Here is an 18047-nt window from a genome sequence, read left to right on the forward strand (position 1 = left end):
GACGCACATGCGCAAGCGCTGCGCCGATCAGGATGATCAGGAGCATGGTATATCTCCGGTTGTTTTCCCAATGCACCCGTCGCCAGGTGCATCAGTGAAAAATTCCGGTGTTTCCTTCTCTCCAGCCGCGACCCTGTCCGCTGGAAAACTGATTCGGTGCTTTGCGCTGCACACCCAGGGCAGTTGCCACCCCTCTGAACCGTTGAGGCCGGTCCATCGCTTGCCTTTGAATCCGCCGGTGGTTATCCGGCAAGGGTGAAGCGGTGAAACTAAAGAGCGCTGGCTTTCGCCTGGTTTCGAATTTGCGCAATGCGCAACACATGGATTGCATTATGCGCAAAGTTTAATTTGCGTCAAGCGCAAATTTGCAAAAACAGCAGACGAAAAAAAGCCCGCTCATTGGCGGGCTGATTTACGGGATGGCGGGAGTTACAAGTTGTGGACGATCAGCCAGATGAAGAAAGCCGCTGCAACGGCCATTGTGGCGATATCGCTGCGCGAGGCCTTCTCGCCGAGCAGGGCGGAAATTATGCAGGTGATGAAGCAAACGGCCATTCCGACGCAGAACAGCATCCCGGCCTGCGCCCAATCAAAAAGCAGGTAAGACCCGCCCGCGAAGGCAATCAGCAGCAGACCGCAAGCGAACGTGGCGCCGGTGGCAGAGTCTCGGGTGATGATGGCGGGCATGGTGGGTACCTGGTTAAAGGCCGGTCATTTTGGTGTCGATCACTCGGCCAATGAACTTGCATTCGCCGTTGATCTGGATGGTACGGTAGCCAGGGTTCAGTGGGCGCAGGTATTTCAGCCCAGCATCTTCGATGTACTGCTTAAAGGTGCTTTCGCCGCTGTCCATCATCTTCACCACGTAATACTTGCCGCTGATCAGCTCGGCCTCTGGCATCACCAGGATGCGCGAACCCTCCGGGAAGCTTGGATTGCCGGCGCAGGTCATCGAGTCGCCGCGCACCGTGAGCCAAAAGCCGTGCTCTCCGGCATTTTCTGTTGAGGCAATCCATTCGTCAGCATCGCCCGGGTGGAAATTGTCGCAGGACTCCGCCCACTCACCAGCAATAACCCAGCTCACCAACGGATATTCCTTAGGCTCCCGGCTTGGTTGCAGGGCCATCTGCACGTTCGACATCCCGGCGTCTTGCGCCTGGGACAGTTCAATTCCTAGAACTTTCATGATTCGCCCAAGCAGCTCCTTACTCGCAAACTGCTTGCCGCGCTCCAGCCGTGAAAGATTGCCAGCGTCGGTTTCGACCTGGTGCGCAAGTTCGTCGAGCGTCCAGCCTTTGGCCTTCCGCGCGGTTCTGATGATCTGACCTATATCCATCTGGCAATTCTCTTTGTCTGTTGCGTCCCGCGCAAAGCGCCATGCGCAAATTTGGCTTGCACTTAATTTGCGCAATGCGCAAAATCAACTCGTCTTCCACTCAAGGCGACTTGCCATGACCCCCTTAAAACGTGCCCGACTCGCAAAGAAATGGACGTTGGCCGATGTTTCGGCCCGTCTTGCGCAGCTCGGTGATGCCGTCGATTCCGGCAACCTTTCCCGCGTCGAGCGCGGTGTTCAGCGTGCATCCGCAGCTCTTGCGGAGAACCTGAGCAAGGTGTTCGGCGGTGAAATCACCGAAATCCACATCCTCTATCCGGAGCGGTTTCCCGCATCCGGAGAAGAGGCCGCCTAATCATGTCCAGCCCATTGAACCAAGAGCAGACCGTAAGGGCCCGCAAGAACTACGCAGTTCTAATGCAGCGGCTTGCATCGATCGGCAACGGGCCTGTGGCGCTTGCAGTCGGTTGCGACGAAGCAACCATCAGTCGCATGAAGCCAGAGAAGTTCGAGCAGTTCGCCCAGATCCTGGCGGTGCTCGACCTGAAGATCGTTCCCAATGAAATGCGTTGCTTCAACCAGCGCGATATCGAGGCGATCTTTCACCAGGCCAAGCGCTGGATGGAGCATGTGCAGCACGTCGACCAGCTCGAGGAAGACTGACCATGGACTGGCTCAGGCTCTGGCATGACATGCCCAATGACCCGAAATGGCGAACAATTGCCCGCGTCTCCGGCCAGCCGATTGCGCTCGTCCAGGCGATGTATGTGCACCTGCTTGTTGATGCGTCACGAAATGTCACGCGCGGTCACGTGACAGTCACGAAAGAGGACATTGCGTCCGCTTTGGACGTGACAGACGAACAGGTCGAGGCTGTTTTTTCTGCCATGCAGAGTCGCGTTTTGGATGGCGACAAGCTGACTGGTTGGGAAGGGCGGCAGCCCAAGCGTGAGGACGCAGGTAACCCTGAAACAGGGGCCAAATCGGCAGCTGAGCGCAAACGTGCACAGCGCGAACGTGAAAGAAACGCACAAGCAGGAAATGCTGGAAATGACACGTCACAAGCTGTCACGGAAAGTCACGACAGATTAGATACAGATAAGAGTAAAGACATACACACACATACCGCGCAGACGAAATTTTCGCTGCACGACGCTTGGGAGCCAGACCCCAAGACGTTCACCGCCGTTCTGTTTCGCAACGGCATGGCCGGCCAGACCTTCGAAGCCGACCAACTTCTCGAATTCCGCTCGTACTGGATCAGCCGACCCGATGACCTGAAGACACAGGCTCAGTGGGAGCACGCGCTCGCCCAGCAACTGAAACGTCAAGCCCGCACCCAACAAGCAAGGGGGTTATCCCATGAAACCGGTGGACGAACTGATCAACGCCGCACGCGCAACGCTCACGACATCCTCACCGACCCCAATTGGTGAGCCGGTACCGGAGAACGTCACTCAGCTTGAGCACCAGGTGCGCAGCGCTGTGCGCCGAATCTTCGCAACGCTGAAGACCGCCTACCCGGCCTGGTACGAGAAACACTACGGCGATACCAAGGCCGAACAGCTTGCCCGCCGCGTGTGGATGTCTGTGATTCACGAACTTGGCGATGAAGCCGTGAACCGCGGACTGCATCGCATGGTGCAGGAGTGCAAATTCCCACCATCGCCAAGCGACTTCCTCGACCTGTGCAAGCAAGTCAACGACCTGCCAAGCACCCAGCAGGCGTGGGATGAAGCCCTGCGCGGCACCTACAGCCACAAGGCCGTCAAGGTCGCAGCCGAAGCCACCAGCACGTTCGACCTGCGAACGGCCACCCACGGCGACAAAGCCCTGTTCCAGCGCTTCGAGCGCAACTACGCCATCGTCATGCGCCGCGCCCAGACCGGCCAGCCGCTTGAAGGGCGTATCGCCAAAGGCTTGGGTCACGACGGCATGCGTCCGCGCCAGCAGGTCCAGCTTGAGCACAGCCGTAACGAGGTCGACCGCATCGTCGACGTCCTCGAAATCCCCAAAGACCCCAAGGCCTGCCGTGCGCTGCTGCTGGCGACGCTCAAGATCCGGAGAGACGAACATGTCTGATCTGAATCCCGTCGCGTTCGTGGTACCAGGCGAAGCCGTGGGCAAGGGCAGGCCACGGGTTCGCATGTTGGGCGCCAAGCCAGGCAAGAAGCCTGTGCCCATGCTGTACACGCCAGCTGAGACAAAAGCGTATGAGACCTTGATCGGTCAGCATGCAGCAACTGCCATGTCTGGCCGGGATCTGATCGCCGGCCCCGTCATGGTCGAGCTGAAAATCATCGTGTCCGTTGCTCAGTCCTGGTCGAAGAAGAAGCGCGCCGAAGCGCTCGCCGGCGACGTGAAACCCACCAAAAAGCCCGACATCGACAACGTGCTGAAAGCGATCTGCGACGGCATCAACGGCATCGTCTTCAAGGACGACGTGCAGGTCACCAATGTGTCCATGTCCAAAAAATTCGGCGAGACCCCGGGCGTGATGGTCCGGGTTGTACCGCTTGAGGGAAAGCCATCATGAACACCGTACTCGCCGCTGGTGCCGCTGCGTTGACCGTGCTGGTCTTCGCCGCATTCAAGCTCTACACACTCGGTCTGCCGACCGCTTGCCAGTGATTCACCGAACTACGCAGAACTACGCAACAAGGGGAGAACCATGAAACTGATCAGTGCGCGGCAAGCCTGGCGGGAAGCGTTGCACGAAAGCCGTGACTCGGTGCTGGCAGCGGCTCAGGAGCGGATCAAGCTGGGGAAGAAGGGGCGCGTGGTCGGTGAAACCATGCCGTCCATGCGCGACAGCAACGGCCGGTGCGCCCACATGTTGGCCGCCGGTCTTGTGCAATCTGCCATCGGCACGCTGCCCAAGCCGCTGCAGCACTTCGGGCACGCGCTGTACTCACCTGTCGCCAATGGCCAGGACATCAACGTGGCGCACGCGCTGGTGTGGCTGACCGTTGACCTCGACGGCTACCCGGCAAAACGCCGCGAGGTGGCTTACTGGATGGCGCTGGCGGCGATCAAGAGCCATCAGGCCGCCGTGAATGGCCGTGAGGCTTGGGGGCCCGGGCGTGTCGCTGAGTTCGTGCAGGACTGGTACGGCACAAAGTTCGCTGTATCCCATTGGGCGCGCGATTGGGCGCCGGTCTGGGCAATCATCGCTCGCGCCGTGGATCAGCTCGACGCGAAAGCGCTGAAGCCTGTTGCGGCGGTTATCGTGCGAATGGCTGAGCGCAAAGTCTTCGGCACCTGCCGGTGGGATATCTACGACCGCGAGCATGTCGCCGATCAGCGGGCTGAAGCGTACGCCGCGCGCCGTGGATCTGCCCGCGAGGCGCTGCACAATCGCCTGAACGCCATGGACGTCGATCAGTTGCGTCGGTGGTTCCACCGCATGAACGTCTACGGCGCCGCATACCGCCGCGAATGGGGAAGCGACACGCACGAAAATCAGGCGCGGCACCTGCGGTACAGCGACCGGATCTGCGAATACTGGAACCAGCGCCAGCGCGTTGGAGACGTCGCAAAAAGGGTCGCTTGACCAAATGGCGAGCGTTTTGATACCTTTTTCCCACGTTGCGAAGTTACGCACCGATTTCACAAACCCGCCTTGAGCGGGTTTTTTGTTGCCAAAAATTCAATCTTGAGCCTCGCCGTCGTGCGGGGCTTTCTCGTTTTCTGGGGTACGCAAATGGCAGAGCCAAGCAGCGGTGCAGTGTTGGCCGCTCAGGCGGCTGCAGGCGTGGCTGGAGTTACCGGTGTGACGGCGGCGAGCATGATGCCGGGCGTCGATGTGAATGCCGTTGTGGGAGCCTTTGCCGGCGCCATGTTCTTCGTGGTGTTCGCCAAGGACCTGAAGCCGCTGGCCCGGTTCGGCTACTTCATCGCGTCCTGGGTGCTGGGATACTACGTGGCCAGCGAGGTCATCGGCCGTGAGTGGGCCAGGACTTCCGGTCTGGTCGCATTCTTCGGCGCGCTGTTCTGCGTGGCCGTGTGTATCAGTCTTCTGGAGTGGATCGAGGGCGGCAAAATGCCCGGATGGCTGCAATGGGTCGCCGAGAGATTCGGAGGTAGCCGCAATGGTTGACCAATGGACTTTGGCCGCAGCCGCGATCTGTGGCGCGATTTGCTTTCGCATCGCGTTCTATCAGCGCCAGGGCGCCCGGTATCGCGCCGGCGTGTCGTGGTGCGCCTATGCCCTTGCCGCAGCAACTGGCTGTGAGTGGCTGTCGGTGATGCTCGCCATCCTGCTGGCCAAGCCAACCACGGCCGTTTCCCCGTTCATCCTGATCGTGCTGCTGGTGCTGGCAGTGCTTGTCTACCGCGCCGGCGGCAACGTCGCCCGCATCCTGAGAATGGACTGATGAAAATCACCCCATCCCACCTGGCCGCAATCATGCGCTGCCAGGACGCCACCGCTCGCCTGTGGGCTGACCCGCTGAACAACGCTTGCGAGCGATTCCGGATCACCACGCCGCTGCGCCTCGCGGCATTTCTGGCGCAGGTCGGACACGAAAGCGTCCGCTTGACCCGCATGGTCGAGAACCTGAACTACAGCGCCGCCGGCCTGATGATCCAGTGGAAGGATCGGTTTGACGCGGATCTGGCAGCGGAGTGCGCACGCAAGCCCGAGCGCATCGCGAACATTGCTTACGGCGGCCGCATGGGCAACACCGCCCCGGGCGACGGCTGGAAATTCCGCGGCCGTGGCCTGATCCAGATCACCGGGAAGACCAACTACATCGCGTGCGGCGCTGCGCTGCAGCTCGACCTGATCACGCATCCGGAACTTCTGGAGCGCCCGCAGCACGCCGCAACGTCCGCCGCCTGGTACTGGGACAGCATGAACTTGAACGCATTGGCCGATGCCGGCGACAACCAGAACATCGGCAGCCTGATCAACACCGGCCGGCGCGGACGTGTGCCGAACGGTGCGGAAGAACGCAAAGCGCTGTACCAGGTCGCGCTGAAAGCGATGGCCTGACATTCCCCCACCAGAGGCATACACCGTGAACGACAAAACGATTGAGCAAGAAATTCAGGCGAAGGGTCTGACCGCTCCCCGCATTACGCCGGCTGATCTGCAAGCGAACATTGCCAGCGTGCACTACTTCACGGCCGGCGACGGCTATGCAGGCGCAGGGTCTCTCACCGTCGAGGAAGGCGGCACCATCACTCCTCCCGATCAGTTGGATTTGCTGACGTTCTGCGTCCTGATCCTGCGCAACGGATTCACCGTCACTGGAGAGAGCGCCTGTGCCAGCCCTGAAAACTTCAACGCCGAGATCGGTCGCAAGATCGCCCGTCAGAACGCCGAGCAGAAAATCTGGCCACTGATGGGCTACGAACTGAAAGAGCGCCTGTTTCAACAGGCATTACCAGACCAAGGCGTTGCGAACGGGGGTGTCAGTCATGACTGAACACTATGTAGGTACCAAGATCGTCATGGCCTGGGCACAAGACAAGGACGGTCAGCCTGGCTATGCCGTCAAATACAGCGACTGCTACACCAGCTGGTGTCCGAAGGCGCAGTTCGAAGAGGCCAACGTCGCCATTGGGCATGTTGGTCATCTGCCCCAGCATCAACAGCGCGTGATTGCAGAGCGCGGGCAGTTGGCTGATCGTCTGGACAAGCTATCCGGATTCTTCGAAACGCCACTGTTCGCCGGGCTGGATGCCGCTGAGCAGGGGCGCCTTAAGCTTCAGGCTGATGCGATGTCGGTCTACCTCGATGTGCTCAGCCAGCGCATTGCCGCATTCGCCTGACCGGTGCCAGCCATGAATCGCTACCTGCTCATTGCTCTCGCCGCGTGTGCGGTAGCGATTCTGTTCGGCTGGCAGCACATCGAGCGCCAGGCCGATCAACTGGCCACCGCGCGCGATCAGGTCACCACGCTGACCAAGGCCGCCAAGTCCCGCCGCAACACCCAGCGCCTACTGGCTGACCTCGACACCGAACACACAAAGGCCCTGACCGATGCGCAAGCCGATAACCGCAAGCTTCGTACTGCTGTCGCTACTGGCCAACGCCGGCTGTCAGTCCTCGCCACCCGAACCACCACCGGCGCCGCCGGCGTGGGTGATGCAGAAGCGAGAGCCGAACTTGACCCAGCGGCTGGTGAAAGAATTGTCGCCATCACCGACGACGGCGACCAAGGACTGATAGCCCTGCGCGCGGCACAGGACTACATCAACACCGTCTGCCTGGGCGGTACCACTCAAAAGGGGCGGTGATTCATGGCCCTGACTTCGAAGCAACAGGCGTTCGTCATCGAGTATCTGGTTGACCTCAACGCTACGCAGGCAGCCATTCGGGCGGGTTATGCGAAGAAGCGCGCCAAGGATCAGGCCTACCAGCTGATGGAGCGGCCAGAGATCGCAGCAGCGATCAAAGCAGCCATGGAGGCGCGCAACAAGCGCACGCAGATCGATGCTGACTACGTGCTGAGCCGCCTGACTGAGATCGACCAGATGGACCTGCTCGACATCCTCGACGACGACCTGTCGATCAAGCCGCTTTCGAAGTGGCCGAAGGTCTGGCGCCAGTCGCTGTCCGGATTCGATATCGCCGAGATGTTCGAAGGCGCCGGCAAGGAGCGCGACCTCGTGGGCCTGATGAAGAAAATCAAATGGCCGGACAAGGTGAAGAACCTGGAGCTGCTCGGCAAGCACGTCAACGTCAATGCCTTCCGTGAGCAGGTGGCGGTAGACGTCAACCTCACCACCTCGCAGAGGATGGCAAAAGCACGTGAACGCCTTGACCGCGCCAGAGGTTGACCTCGAACAACAACTGGTCGAGGACATACTTTCATTCGCCGACGACCCGCTGGGCTATGTCTGGTACGCATTCCCCTGGGGTGAGCCGGGCACCGAGCTCGCGAACAAAACCGGCCCCCGCAAGTGGCAGATCGATGTCCTCGACGATATCGGCAAGAAGATCCGCGCCGGGGCCAAGGATCTGGGCGAGGTCATCCACGAAGCGGTTGCTAGCGGCCACGGCATCGGCAAATCAGCGCTGGTGTCCTGGATCATCAAGTGGGCACTCGACACAGCCCCCGACACCCGTGGCGTGGTTACGGCCAACACTGAGAACCAGCTGCGCACGAAGACCTGGCCAGAGGTGGCGAAGTGGAACCGGCTTTCAATCACCTCCCACTGGTTCCGGCTGACCGCGACTGCACTGATCAGCAACGACCCTGAGCACGAAAAGAACTGGCGCATCGACGCCGTGCCTTGGTCGGAGAGCAACACCGAGGCGTTCGCGGGCCTGCACAACGAAGGCAAGCGCCTGCTGCTGGTCTTCGACGAGGCTTCAGCTATTGCGGATCTGGTGTGGGAAGTGGCCGAAGGCGCGCTGACCGACGAGAACACCGAAATTATTTGGGTGGCCTTCGGTAACCCGACCAAGAACACCGGCCGATTCCGGCAGTGTTTTTCGAAGTACAAGCACCGCTGGAATCCTCGCCAGATCGATAGCCGAACAGTGGACGGGACCAACAAGGTCCAGTTCGCCAAGTGGCAAGAGGACTACGGCGAAGACAGCGACTTCTTCCGCATTCGCGTGCGCGGCATGTTCCCGAGGGCCTCCGAATTGCAACTGATCCCGACCGATTGGGTAGCGGATGCCATGAAGCGCGAGCCGGTTTTCGGCTTGGACGACGCCCTGGTGTGCGGCATCGACATCGCCCGTGGCGGTGCGGACAGCAACGTGATTCGGTTTCGCCGGGGCCTCGACACTCGATCGATACCGGCGATCAAGATTCCCGGCAGTGAAACCCGCGACACCACGCTGTTCATCGCGAAGGTCTGTACCGCTGTGCAGGATCACCGACCAGACGCGGTGTTTGTGGACTCCACCGGCGTTGGTGGACCGGTCGCCGATCAGCTGCGCCGACTGATGCCAGGTGTGGTGATCCTCGACGTGAACTTCGCCAGCGCTGCACCTGATCGTCATTACGCCAACATGCGCACTTACATGTGGTGGCAGATGCGCGAGGCGTTGCGCGCAGGCCTGGCCATCAATGCCTGCCCAGAGCTTGAAGCCGAACTGACGTCGCCGATGTACGGGCACAACGGCACGGACCAGATCGCGCTGGAGAAGAAGGACGCCATCAAGAAGCGCCTCGGCATCTCGCCGGACGATGCTGATGCTCTGGCGCTGACGTTCGCAATGCCGGTGATGAAAAGCCAATTCAACGAATACGCCAGTGGCGGCAGCAGCAACGGACTGGAATCCGAATATGACCCATACGGGGAGAAATGATCATGTGTGGCAAAAGCATCAAGAATCTGGTGAACAAGGCGATTGACCTGGACCCATTGCGCGGCGGCGACGTAATCCTCGAAGGCCTTGGCCTGCCGAACCTGACTGGCGAGCAAACCGGTTTCCTCGGCAAGGCCGATCGCGAAAAGGCAGCGGCTGAAGCTGCCGCAGGGTCAGTAACGTCCACCACCACCGCGCCGACCACCAGCAGCGATTCGGTGCAGGCTGCTGTCGATGCCGAACGCCGCCGGCGTCTGGCTCAGTCCGGCCAAAACGGCACCATCCTGACTGGTTCGTCGGGTGTTCTGGGCGGCGCCAACACCAGCAATAAAACGCTGTTGGGGGTGTAAGTTGGCCGACTCTCTGCGCGACACGCTCGAAAAGCGCTACGCCCGCCTCAAGAGCGAGCGCGAGAGCAACTGGCTGCCCGAGTGGCAGGAGTTGGGCGACTTCATCAGCCCGCGCTCTGGGCGCTGGAACAACACCGACACCAACAACGGTAAGCGCCGCGATCAGAAAATCATCAACCCGAAAGCGTCATTTGCCACTCGCACTCTCGGCGCCGGAATGCACACCGGCATGACGAACCCGGCTGCACCGTGGGTAAAGTTCGGCACGCCTGATCCGGAGATGATGGAGTTCGCCCCGGTCAAGGAATGGCTCTACGCGGTCGAGAAGGCCATGCGCGAGGTGATGGCGCGGTCGAACCTATACAGCGTCCTACCTAACCGATACAGCGAGGAAGGCGTATTCGGCACGGCTCCGATGATCGTGCTGCCAGATGAGCAGGATCTGCTGCGTTCCTACCCTTTGGCCGTGGGCAGTTACATGCTGGCCAACAACAGTCGCAATCAGGTGGACACGCTCTACCGCGACTTTCGCATGACCGCGCGCCAGCTTGAGCAGCAGTTCGGCAAATCGAATATGAGCCCTACGGCACGCACGCTGCTGGATAGCAACCCGGAAGCCTGGGTAGATGTCGTGCACGCACTGGAGCCGAACGACAACCGCGAGACTGGCAAGCAGGACAACCAGAACATGCCGTTCCGCTCGGTGTACTGGGAGAAGGGCAGCGACAAGGACAGCGTTCTGCGCAAGTCCGGGTTCAAGACGTTCCCCTGCATGGCGCCGCGCTGGGACGTACTCGGCGAAGACGTCTATGGCACCGGCCCCGGTTCAATGTGCATCGGTTCCACGAAGGCCGTGCAGCTCATGGAACGCCGCAAGGCTGAGCTGCTGGAGAAAGGCGTGCGCCCACCGATGGGTGCGCCTGCCAGCCTGAAGAACCAGCGCGCCTCGATCCTTCCTGGGAGCATCACATACCTGAACGATATGCAGGTCGGCGCCAAGTTCGAACCGCTGTACATGGTCAACCCGGCATGGCTTGGCCAGTTGCGCGGCGAAATCCAAGCCGACAGCGAGATCATCGACACAGCGTTTTTCGTTGATCTGTTCCTGATGGTCAGCCAGATGGACGGCGTCCGGACGGCTTACGAGATCGCCACCCGCAAGGAAGAAAAGCTGCTGATGCTCGGCCCCGTGCTCGAGCGCCAGACCGATGACCTGCTTGATCCTCTGGTCGATATGTACTTCAACCAGATGCTGGAGCAGTCGATTCCGCGCTGGTCCGGCCTTTTGCCTGGTGCACCGCTGATTCCGCCACCGCCGAAAGAGCTGGCCGGCCTCGATCTGCGCGTCGAGTTCACCAGCATTCTTGCGCAGGCACAGAAAGCGATCGGCGTTTCCAGCATCGAGCGGGCCATTGGCTTCGCCGGTCAGGTGGCCACCACCACCCAAAGCCTGAACGCGCTTGACCTGCTCGATTCCGACGAGGCAATTCGGCAGTACTTCGAACTGATCGGCGTGCCGCCAACCCTTGTCCGTGCCGATGATCAGGTGGCAGCGATTCGCGAACAGCGCGCCCAGGCTCAGCAGGCTGAGCAGATGCAGCAGCAGCTCGGCAGCGTCATCCAGGGGGCGCAGATGCTCAGCAAGACCGACACCAGCGGAAATAACGCCCTGACTCAGTTGGCGGGGGCAGTCTGATGAGCGATCTGGAAAACCTCGACGAACTGCGCAAGCAGGACGAAACCGCAAAGGAAACTGTCCGTCAGCAGGAGGTCGCCGACTTCCGCTGGCTGATGAGCGACCCGCGCGGCCGGCGCTTCATGTGGCGCCTGATGGGGCATTGCAAGGTGTTCCAACCCTCATTCAACCCCCACGGCGGGGTGATGAACTTCAACGAAGGCCAACGAAATGTTGGCCTTTTTCTTTTGGGCGAAACCAACGACCTGTGTCCGGCGATGTTCCCGGTCATGGCCGCCGAGAACGCCCCCAAGCCTGTAGAGGATGAATCCAATTGAATCGCCTGATGATGAAACTGCTGGGCCACGTCCTGATGAATGAAGCGCCAACCGAAGGCGCACCGTCTGGTGGCGCACCTGCTGCGCCTGCGGCCGCTCCAGCAGCAGCGCCTGCTCCCGATTCCACCCTGTTGACCCCACCGGCAGCGCCGGCAACCACCGACCCTAAACCCGAAGGTGGCGACCCAGCAAAGCCAGGTGATCCCGCAAAACCAGAAGACGGTAAGCCCAAGGATGCGGCTGCTGACAAGGCACAGGGCGCGCCTGAAGCCTACGCCGACTTCACCCTACCGGAAGGCATGGAGCTGGATACAGCAATCCTCGGTGAGTTCAAGGACTTCGCCAAGGAACTGAATCTGCCGCAGGACAAGGCCCAGAAGATCGTCGACTTCCAGACGAAGTTGGCGGCCAAGCAAGCCGAGGAATACCAGGCCGCTGTCACCAAGCAAGGAGAAGCGTGGGCGACGGCAGTGAAAAACGATCCAGAGCTGGGCGGTGAGAACTACGACAAGAGCGTAGCGAGCGCCGTCAAGGTCATTCAGGCATTCGGCGACGACGGTCTGCGGGATCTGCTCAACAACTCCGGACTGGGTAATCACCCGGCCCTGTTCAAGTTCTGCCATCGCGTCAGCCAGGCCATCTCGGAAGACAAGTTCGTCTTGCCGGGCGGGCAAACCACAACAGGCCGCAAGTCGAACGAAGAAGTTTTCTACGGCGGCAACAAGTCTTAAACCAAGGAGTATATGCACATGGCAACTATCGCCACCACGGCTTTGACGCTCGCCGATTGGGCTAAGCGTCAGGACCCAGATCAGAAACAAGCGCGCATTGTTGAAATGCTCACGCAAACGAACGAGATCCTTACCGACATGCTGTGGATCGAAGGCAACTTGCCTACCGGCCACCGCACCACGGTGCGTACCGGTTTGCCTACCGGCGCATGGCGCGCACTGAACGCCGGTATTCCTTCCGAAAAATCGACCACCGCACAGGTTGATGAAACCTGCGCGATGCTCGAAGCGCTGGGTACCGTGGACGAAAAGCTGGCGATGCTTAACGGCAACACCGCAGCTTTCCGGCTCTCCGAAAACGCCGCGTTTGTCGAAGGCATGAACCAGACCATGGCTTCTGCCGTGTTCTACAGCAACAGTGCACTGAATCCGTCGCAACCCCTGGGCTTGGCGCCGCGCTACAGCGACAGCACTGCGAAAAACGGCCAGAACATCATCAAGATGGGCGGCTCTGGCTCTGACAACGCCTCGATCTGGCTGGTCGTCTGGGGCGATCAAACCGTTCACGGCATCTATCCGAAGGGTTCCAAGGCTGGTCTCGACCACCAAGACATGGGTATCGAGCTGGTGGACGACGGTACTGGCAAGAAATTCCGCGCCTTCCGCGACCACTATGGCTGGGACAACGGTGTCGCTTTGCGTGACTGGCGTTATGCAGTTCGCATTTGCAATATCGATATTTCCGATCTGCTGGCCGACACCGATGGCTCTGTGGTGAAGCTGATCGAGAGCATGATCCGCGCCGCTCACCGCATCCCGAACCTGAAGATGGGCCGCGCCGCGTTCTACATGAACCGCACGATCCGCGAATGCCTCGACATCCAGGCGATGAACAAGAAAAACGTGCAGCTCAAAATCGACGAATACGATGGCGAGTTCCGCACCAGCTTGCGCGGCGTGCCTTTCCGCACTGTCGATGCCCTTCTCAACACCGAGGCGCCAGTAGTCTAAGACTGCTGGTCCTCTGGCTCATTGGAGACAGAAACATGATCACCGACAAGCTGAATACCTTCGCAGCCGCTCAGGTTGTGACGGCAACCGCACCATCCACTGATGTCATTGATCTCGGACCGCTTACTCACGGCAATACCCGGCGAGACATCGGCGCCGGCGAGCCAATTTATCTGGTGGTTGCCGTTCTCGTAGCCGCTGCGGCCGCTGGCGCAGCAACCACCAACATCCAGCTTCAAACCAGTGACGACAACTCCACTTGGGTCACCTTGTTCGATTCTGGCGCTTTGGCCTTGTCCGACCTCGCTGTTGGTAAGCGTCCGGTGCAGGTTGCCGTACCTCGCGGTGTTCGCCGCTATCTGCGCGTCAACTATGTCATCGGCACTGGCCCACTTACCGCTGGCACCTTTTGGGCTGGTCTGGTCAAGGATGTGCAGGACACTGCTGTCTACGCCAGCGGCTCCGTGATCCTGTAAGGAGAAAATCATGCAAGTTACTGCGAAAGAACGCGGATTCTATGGCGGCTCCATCAAGGATCCGGGCGACACGTTCCAGCTGATAGACAAAAAGCATTTCAGTGACCAATGGATGGTCAAGGGCACGGAAGCCCCGGCCAAGGAAGTTCCGAAGTACACGGGCTACGTGGCGGCTCGCGGTGCTGCCGGTAAGTTCGTCGTCAAGGACGCGGCCGGCCAAATGGTTGGGACCTTCACTGGTAATAAGGCTGAGGCCGAGGCGGAAGCTGATCGACTGAATGCCGGCGGTGAAATAGGGGGCACGGAAGCCCCGGCCAAGGAAGTGGACCAGCAGGGCGCTGGCAGCACTGGCGACAACGATGGCGACAGCAACGGACTGCCTGACGCCTGATCCACAGCAGCAACCCTTAAGGGCCCTTCGGGGCCCTTTCTTATTTCTGAGGTTCCCGAATGCCAAGCGATATCGAGATCTGCAACATCGCACTGTCGCGGGTTGCGCAAACCGAACCTATCGTTTCGTTCACCGAAAAGAGCAAGGCCGCGGAGTTGTGTAGCGTTTTTTACGGCCCGCTGCGTGAGCTGGTGCTCTCCGATTTCCCATGGCCGTTTGCGGAATCCGTTGTATACCTTGCCGATATCGGCAGTCCCGCGCCTGGTTGGGCTTACCGATATCGCTATCCGTCTGACTGCCTGAAGGTCCAGGAGATCATTCAGCCAGGTCAGCGCCGGCCGATGGCCAGCGAACTGCAAATCCCGTTCAAGGTGGGCTATGACGCCGGCGGCCGTACGATCAACACCGATCAGCCTGAGGCAGGCGTGCGCTTCACCTTCCGCGTTGAGGACTCCACATTCTTTGATCCGCTGTTCGTCGATGCTCTGGCTTGGCGCCTCTCGATGGATCTGGCGCTGCCGCTGAGTTCGAAGTCGGATCTGCAACAGTTCGCGGCACAGCAATACCAGATTGCGCTGACCAAGGCTGAGGCCTCTGCCTTCAACGAGTCGCAGGATGACCCTGAGCCAGACTCCGAGTTCGTGGCGGTGCGCCGATGACCAGCGTATTGCAGCCAACGTTCGCCGCCGGCGAGCTGTCGCCTTCTGCCAGCGCACGTACCGATATCGCCCGCTACTACACCGGGCTAAAGCTTTGCCGGAACTTCATGGTCATGCCATATGGCGGTGTTCGTAACCGCCCTGGCACCAAGTTCGTGTGCGAGGTTGCTGACTCCACCAAGCTGAACCGCCTGATCCCGTTCCAGTTCAACGACGAACAGACCTACATCCTGCAGTTCGGCGACCTTGCAATGCGGGTAATCAAAGACGGTGGCCAGGTGCTGTTCAGCGGTGGCCCGTTTGTTGGCCTTCCGTACCAGGTGGGGATGCCGTACACGCAGTTCGATCTGCAGCAGTTGAACTTCACCCAGTCCGCCGACCTTATGACCTTCGCGCACCCGTCCTACAAGCCGCGTGAGCTGGGCCGCTTGGCGCATGACAACTGGATCACTTCAGAAATCAGCCTTGCACCACGCATCGCAGCACCTGCATCGGCCACAGCAACCCCAGCTACCGGCACCGGGACCAATACGCAGGTTTGGCGCTATCAGATCACAGCGGTTCTGGATGACGGCAACAGCATTGATGAATCATTGCCGGTTACATCCAACACCGTGACGGTTTTTCCCGATACCGCGTCGGCAACGGTCGTGTGGCCGGCTGTGCCAGGGGCAACGTATTACATCGTTTACAAGGACAACGCTGGCGCTGGGATCTATGGCTTTATCGGCCGCGCCACGGCGCTGACCTTCACTGACCGCAACATCACCGCGGTGAAGACTGATACGCCGCCTAATGGCAATGATCCGTTCGTGGGCGTGAACAACTACCCGGGCGCGGTTGGCTACTATCAGCAGCGTCTGGTGTTCGCAGGTAGCAACCTCAATCCGCAAACCGTCTGGATGTCAAAGACTGGTCTGTTCAAAAACTTCGGCTTTTCGGTACCGAATAAGGACGATGACGCGATCACGTTCACCATTGCCAGCCGTGAAGTGAACCGCATGCGCCACCTGCTCGGCCTGCGCAAGCTGCTGGGACTGACCTCTGGCGGCGAATGGACGTTCTCCGGCGGCGATACCGGGCTGACGGCCAAGACCATTCAGGCCAGTCAGGAAGGCTACGACGGTTCGGCGATTGTTCCGCCAGTTGTTGTTGGCAACAGCGCCGTGTATGTCCAAGCGCGCGGAAGCCGGGTCTCCGCGTTCGGTTACTCGCTCGACTCCGACGGGTTTGCGGCCGATGACCTCACCATCTTCAGCGCCCATCTGTTTCGCGGTTACGAGCTGACCAGCGTTGCCTATCAAAAGATTCCCGACTCGATCGTCTGGTATGTGCGTGATGACGGGGTATTGCTCGGCCTCACGTACCTGCCAGAGCAGCAGCTTGTTGGCTGGCACTGGCACGATACAGACGGCTTTGTTGAGTCGATCGCCTGCATCCCAGAAGGCCAGGAAGACGCGCTGTATATGGTGGTGCGCCGAACCATCAGCGGTGTGCAAAAGCGCTATGTCGAGCGCATGGCCACCCGCCAAATTCTCAACATCGAAGACGCTTTCTTCGTTGATTGCGGCCTGACCTATGACGGCCGGAACACCGACAGCAGCAAAACCCTGACTCTCTCTGGTGGGACCAACTGGCAATATCCAGAAGTCGTGACGATGACTGCTCTTGGTCATGCTCCATTCACGGTCGGCAGTGTCGGAAATCACTATTCGTTGAAGCGTTCCATCACCGACAGCAATGAAGACACCACCACCGAGACGGTGCGTGTCGAAGTGGTCGGTTACACCAGCACTTCAGTGGTTACGGTAAAGCTGCTGATCATATGCCCGGAAGTCCTGCGTAACGTCGCCGTATCCACTTGGGCGCGTCAGGCGAAGACCATTTCGGGCTTGGCGCACCTTGAAGGGAAAACCGTTTCGATTCTCGCCGATGGCAGCGTGCACCCGCAGCGTGTTGTTGCAGGCGGCTCAGTCGTGCTGCAAGAGGCAGCAGGCGTGGCGCACATCGGCCTGCCGTATCACTCCGACATGGAAACGCTGGACCTCGAACTGAAGAACGGAAACGAGACCGTTCTCGACAAGAAGATCGCGGTCACCGCCCTGACCGTGATCGTCGAGGAGTCTCGCGGCATATTCGCTGGCAAGGATAAAAACTCGCTCTACGAGAGGAAAACCAGCCGTGAAACCTACGAGCAGCCGCTCGACACCATTACCGGTCAGGCCGAAATCTCCATATCCAACGACTGGCAGGGCAAGGGACGTGTGTTCATCCGGCAGTCCGACCCGCTTCCTTTATCCGTCTTGGCAGTGATTCCGGAGGTGACTATTGGCGGCCGCTGAGGTTTTACCGGTCACGTCTGATGACGTAGCCGAGATCCTGCCCATCGTTCGCCAGGCAGATATCGACGAGATTACCGAGGCGCTGGGCATCCCCATGGAAAGGGCGCTGCGCGAAGCCATCACCGGCAGCCTCAACGCACGCAAGATCGTCGTAAACGGGTTGATCGTTGCGGTGTTCGGCGATGCGACCTACAGCATTCTCGGTTCTGTAGGCGTGCCGTGGCTGATCAGCACCGTCCACGTCGATCGACATGCCCGTGCATTCCTGAAGGTCTGCAAGCCGGAGGTGCAGGGAATGCTTACCAGACACTGGCACCTCATCAACTACGTCGATGCCCGAAACACGGCCGCAATCCGCTGGCTGAAGTGGCTCGGCTTCGAGTTCGGCCCAGCGGTTCCGTATGGTCCGCGCGGCTTCCCCTTTTACCCGTTCACTCTGAACAGAGAGATTTGATTATGTGCT

26 protein-coding genes are annotated in these 18047 nt (G+C 59.9%); 24 read left to right on the top strand and 2 right to left on the bottom strand.

What is annotated here, in order from left to right:
* Positions 1 to 429: 429 nt before the first annotated feature.
* Both M0808_RS23435 and M0808_RS23440 read right to left on the bottom strand, forming a co-directional pair.
* Entirely contained in the window at positions 430 to 687 is a 258-nt protein-coding gene (locus M0808_RS23435; protein ID WP_247842568.1) for a hypothetical protein, read from the bottom strand.
* 13 nt (positions 688 to 700) lie between these two features.
* Positions 701 to 1336, bottom strand: coding sequence for an XRE family transcriptional regulator (locus tag M0808_RS23440; RefSeq protein WP_247842569.1), 636 nt, complete (start codon positions 1334 to 1336; stop codon positions 701 to 703).
* A gap of 115 nt (positions 1337 to 1451) precedes the next feature.
* Between M0808_RS23440 and M0808_RS23445 the strand changes: the two genes are divergently transcribed.
* From M0808_RS23445 to M0808_RS23560, 24 genes are all read left to right on the top strand, one after another.
* Positions 1452 to 1691, top strand: a complete 240-nt coding sequence (locus M0808_RS23445) for a helix-turn-helix transcriptional regulator (protein ID WP_095667543.1) — start codon at positions 1452 to 1454, stop codon at positions 1689 to 1691.
* Between the two features lie 2 nt (positions 1692 to 1693).
* Complete coding sequence (locus M0808_RS23450; protein WP_247842570.1) at positions 1694 to 1999, top strand: CII family transcriptional regulator; 306 nt, start codon at positions 1694 to 1696, stop codon at positions 1997 to 1999.
* Positions 2000 to 2001: 2 nt separating this feature from the next.
* A complete protein-coding gene (locus M0808_RS23455) occupies positions 2002 to 2772 on the top strand; it encodes a DnaT-like ssDNA-binding domain-containing protein (protein WP_247842571.1) in 771 nt (256 codons plus the stop codon).
* 49 nt (positions 2773 to 2821) lie between these two features.
* Positions 2822 to 3418: a replication protein P gene (locus M0808_RS23460; protein ID WP_247842572.1), complete on the top strand. Its 597-nt coding sequence runs from the start codon at positions 2822 to 2824 to the stop codon at positions 3416 to 3418.
* Complete coding sequence (locus M0808_RS23465) at positions 3411 to 3872, top strand: RusA family crossover junction endodeoxyribonuclease (protein ID WP_247842573.1); 462 nt, start codon at positions 3411 to 3413, stop codon at positions 3870 to 3872. The genes M0808_RS23460 and M0808_RS23465 overlap by 8 nt, the downstream gene beginning before the upstream one ends.
* Before the next feature lie 135 nt (positions 3873 to 4007).
* Entirely contained in the window at positions 4008 to 4889 is an 882-nt protein-coding gene (locus M0808_RS23470; RefSeq protein WP_247842574.1) for a hypothetical protein, read from the top strand.
* 150 nt (positions 4890 to 5039) lie between these two features.
* Positions 5040 to 5435 carry a putative holin gene (locus M0808_RS23475; RefSeq protein ID WP_247842606.1) on the top strand — a complete coding sequence of 132 codons (396 nt, stop codon included), beginning with the start codon at positions 5040 to 5042 and terminating at the stop codon, positions 5433 to 5435.
* Positions 5428 to 5712 (top strand): phage holin family protein, encoded by a 285-nt coding sequence (locus tag M0808_RS23480; RefSeq protein WP_247842575.1) that lies wholly within the window; start codon positions 5428 to 5430, stop codon positions 5710 to 5712. The genes M0808_RS23475 and M0808_RS23480 overlap by 8 nt, the downstream gene beginning before the upstream one ends.
* 32 nt (positions 5713 to 5744) lie before the next feature.
* Positions 5745 to 6332 carry a glycoside hydrolase family 19 protein gene (locus M0808_RS23485; RefSeq protein ID WP_247842607.1) on the top strand — a complete coding sequence of 196 codons (588 nt, stop codon included), beginning with the start codon at positions 5745 to 5747 and terminating at the stop codon, positions 6330 to 6332.
* A 25-nt stretch (positions 6333 to 6357) separates the two neighbouring features.
* Positions 6358 to 6768 carry a Gp49 family protein gene (locus tag M0808_RS23490; RefSeq protein WP_247842576.1) on the top strand — a complete coding sequence of 137 codons (411 nt, stop codon included), beginning with the start codon at positions 6358 to 6360 and terminating at the stop codon, positions 6766 to 6768.
* On the top strand, positions 6761 to 7114 hold the full coding sequence (locus tag M0808_RS23495) for a hypothetical protein (RefSeq protein ID WP_247842577.1): 354 nt from the start codon (positions 6761 to 6763) through the stop codon (positions 7112 to 7114). The genes M0808_RS23490 and M0808_RS23495 overlap by 8 nt, the downstream gene beginning before the upstream one ends.
* Before the next feature lie 12 nt (positions 7115 to 7126).
* On the top strand, positions 7127 to 7582 hold the full coding sequence (locus tag M0808_RS23500; RefSeq protein WP_247842578.1) for a lysis system i-spanin subunit Rz: 456 nt from the start codon (positions 7127 to 7129) through the stop codon (positions 7580 to 7582).
* Positions 7583 to 7585: 3 nt separating this feature from the next.
* On the top strand, positions 7586 to 8125 hold the full coding sequence (locus tag M0808_RS23505) for a terminase small subunit (protein ID WP_247842579.1): 540 nt from the start codon (positions 7586 to 7588) through the stop codon (positions 8123 to 8125).
* Positions 8097 to 9611: a terminase gene (locus M0808_RS23510; protein ID WP_247842580.1), complete on the top strand. Its 1515-nt coding sequence runs from the start codon at positions 8097 to 8099 to the stop codon at positions 9609 to 9611. Before M0808_RS23505 ends, M0808_RS23510 begins: the two co-directional genes overlap by 29 nt.
* Positions 9612 to 9613: 2 nt before the next feature.
* Positions 9614 to 9961 carry a hypothetical protein gene (locus M0808_RS23515; RefSeq protein ID WP_247842581.1) on the top strand — a complete coding sequence of 116 codons (348 nt, stop codon included), beginning with the start codon at positions 9614 to 9616 and terminating at the stop codon, positions 9959 to 9961.
* Position 9962: 1 nt separating this feature from the next.
* On the top strand, positions 9963 to 11657 hold the full coding sequence (locus M0808_RS23520) for a portal protein (protein WP_247842582.1): 1695 nt from the start codon (positions 9963 to 9965) through the stop codon (positions 11655 to 11657).
* A complete protein-coding gene (locus M0808_RS23525; protein WP_247842583.1) occupies positions 11657 to 11974 on the top strand; it encodes a hypothetical protein in 318 nt (105 codons plus the stop codon). Before M0808_RS23520 ends, M0808_RS23525 begins: the two co-directional genes overlap by 1 nt.
* Complete coding sequence (locus tag M0808_RS23530) at positions 11971 to 12705, top strand: hypothetical protein (RefSeq protein WP_247842584.1); 735 nt, start codon at positions 11971 to 11973, stop codon at positions 12703 to 12705. Before M0808_RS23525 ends, M0808_RS23530 begins: the two co-directional genes overlap by 4 nt.
* Positions 12706 to 12723: 18 nt before the next feature.
* Entirely contained in the window at positions 12724 to 13716 is a 993-nt protein-coding gene (locus tag M0808_RS23535; protein ID WP_247842585.1) for a major capsid protein, read from the top strand.
* 35 nt (positions 13717 to 13751) lie between these two features.
* A complete protein-coding gene (locus M0808_RS23540; protein ID WP_247842586.1) occupies positions 13752 to 14192 on the top strand; it encodes a Bbp16 family capsid cement protein in 441 nt (146 codons plus the stop codon).
* A gap of 10 nt (positions 14193 to 14202) precedes the next feature.
* The gene (locus M0808_RS23545) at positions 14203 to 14583 is read left to right on the top strand and encodes a hypothetical protein (protein ID WP_247842587.1); all 381 of its coding nucleotides are present in this window, start codon (positions 14203 to 14205) and stop codon (positions 14581 to 14583) included.
* Positions 14584 to 14642: 59 nt separating this feature from the next.
* Entirely contained in the window at positions 14643 to 15242 is a 600-nt protein-coding gene (locus M0808_RS23550; RefSeq protein WP_247842588.1) for a hypothetical protein, read from the top strand.
* The gene (locus tag M0808_RS23555; protein ID WP_247842589.1) at positions 15239 to 17584 is read left to right on the top strand and encodes a hypothetical protein; all 2346 of its coding nucleotides are present in this window, start codon (positions 15239 to 15241) and stop codon (positions 17582 to 17584) included. Before M0808_RS23550 ends, M0808_RS23555 begins: the two co-directional genes overlap by 4 nt.
* Positions 17571 to 18038, top strand: a complete 468-nt coding sequence (locus M0808_RS23560; protein WP_247842590.1) for a hypothetical protein — start codon at positions 17571 to 17573, stop codon at positions 18036 to 18038. The genes M0808_RS23555 and M0808_RS23560 overlap by 14 nt, the downstream gene beginning before the upstream one ends.
* Positions 18039 to 18047: the final 9 nt, after the last annotated feature.

It is taken from the genome of Pseudomonas sp. MWU12-3103b (assembly GCF_023100615.1).
Lineage (GTDB): Bacteria > Pseudomonadota > Gammaproteobacteria > Pseudomonadales > Pseudomonadaceae > Aquipseudomonas > Aquipseudomonas putida_A.

Coding starts and splice junctions, on each gene's coding strand:
- M0808_RS23505 (WP_247842579.1), top strand. CDS start 7,586: ATGGCCCTGACTTCGAAGCAACAGGCGTTCGTCATCGAGTATCTGGTT.
- M0808_RS23455 (WP_247842571.1), top strand. CDS start 2,002: ATGGACTGGCTCAGGCTCTGGCATGACATGCCCAATGACCCGAAATGG.
- M0808_RS23495 (WP_247842577.1), top strand. CDS start 6,761: ATGACTGAACACTATGTAGGTACCAAGATCGTCATGGCCTGGGCACAA.
- M0808_RS23540 (WP_247842586.1), top strand. CDS start 13,752: ATGATCACCGACAAGCTGAATACCTTCGCAGCCGCTCAGGTTGTGACG.
- M0808_RS23470 (WP_247842574.1), top strand. CDS start 4,008: ATGAAACTGATCAGTGCGCGGCAAGCCTGGCGGGAAGCGTTGCACGAA.
- M0808_RS23500 (WP_247842578.1), top strand. CDS start 7,127: ATGAATCGCTACCTGCTCATTGCTCTCGCCGCGTGTGCGGTAGCGATT.
- M0808_RS23435 (WP_247842568.1), bottom strand. CDS start 687: ATGCCCGCCATCATCACCCGAGACTCTGCCACCGGCGCCACGTTCGCT.
- M0808_RS23545 (WP_247842587.1), top strand. CDS start 14,203: ATGCAAGTTACTGCGAAAGAACGCGGATTCTATGGCGGCTCCATCAAG.
- M0808_RS23515 (WP_247842581.1), top strand. CDS start 9,614: ATGTGTGGCAAAAGCATCAAGAATCTGGTGAACAAGGCGATTGACCTG.
- M0808_RS23480 (WP_247842575.1), top strand. CDS start 5,428: ATGGTTGACCAATGGACTTTGGCCGCAGCCGCGATCTGTGGCGCGATT.
- M0808_RS23445 (WP_095667543.1), top strand. CDS start 1,452: ATGACCCCCTTAAAACGTGCCCGACTCGCAAAGAAATGGACGTTGGCC.
- M0808_RS23525 (WP_247842583.1), top strand. CDS start 11,657: ATGAGCGATCTGGAAAACCTCGACGAACTGCGCAAGCAGGACGAAACC.
- M0808_RS23535 (WP_247842585.1), top strand. CDS start 12,724: ATGGCAACTATCGCCACCACGGCTTTGACGCTCGCCGATTGGGCTAAG.
- M0808_RS23465 (WP_247842573.1), top strand. CDS start 3,411: ATGTCTGATCTGAATCCCGTCGCGTTCGTGGTACCAGGCGAAGCCGTG.
- M0808_RS23450 (WP_247842570.1), top strand. CDS start 1,694: ATGTCCAGCCCATTGAACCAAGAGCAGACCGTAAGGGCCCGCAAGAAC.
- M0808_RS23440 (WP_247842569.1), bottom strand. CDS start 1,336: ATGGATATAGGTCAGATCATCAGAACCGCGCGGAAGGCCAAAGGCTGG.
- M0808_RS23485 (WP_247842607.1), top strand. CDS start 5,745: ATGCGCTGCCAGGACGCCACCGCTCGCCTGTGGGCTGACCCGCTGAAC.
- M0808_RS23555 (WP_247842589.1), top strand. CDS start 15,239: ATGACCAGCGTATTGCAGCCAACGTTCGCCGCCGGCGAGCTGTCGCCT.
- M0808_RS23550 (WP_247842588.1), top strand. CDS start 14,643: ATGCCAAGCGATATCGAGATCTGCAACATCGCACTGTCGCGGGTTGCG.
- M0808_RS23475 (WP_247842606.1), top strand. CDS start 5,040: ATGGCAGAGCCAAGCAGCGGTGCAGTGTTGGCCGCTCAGGCGGCTGCA.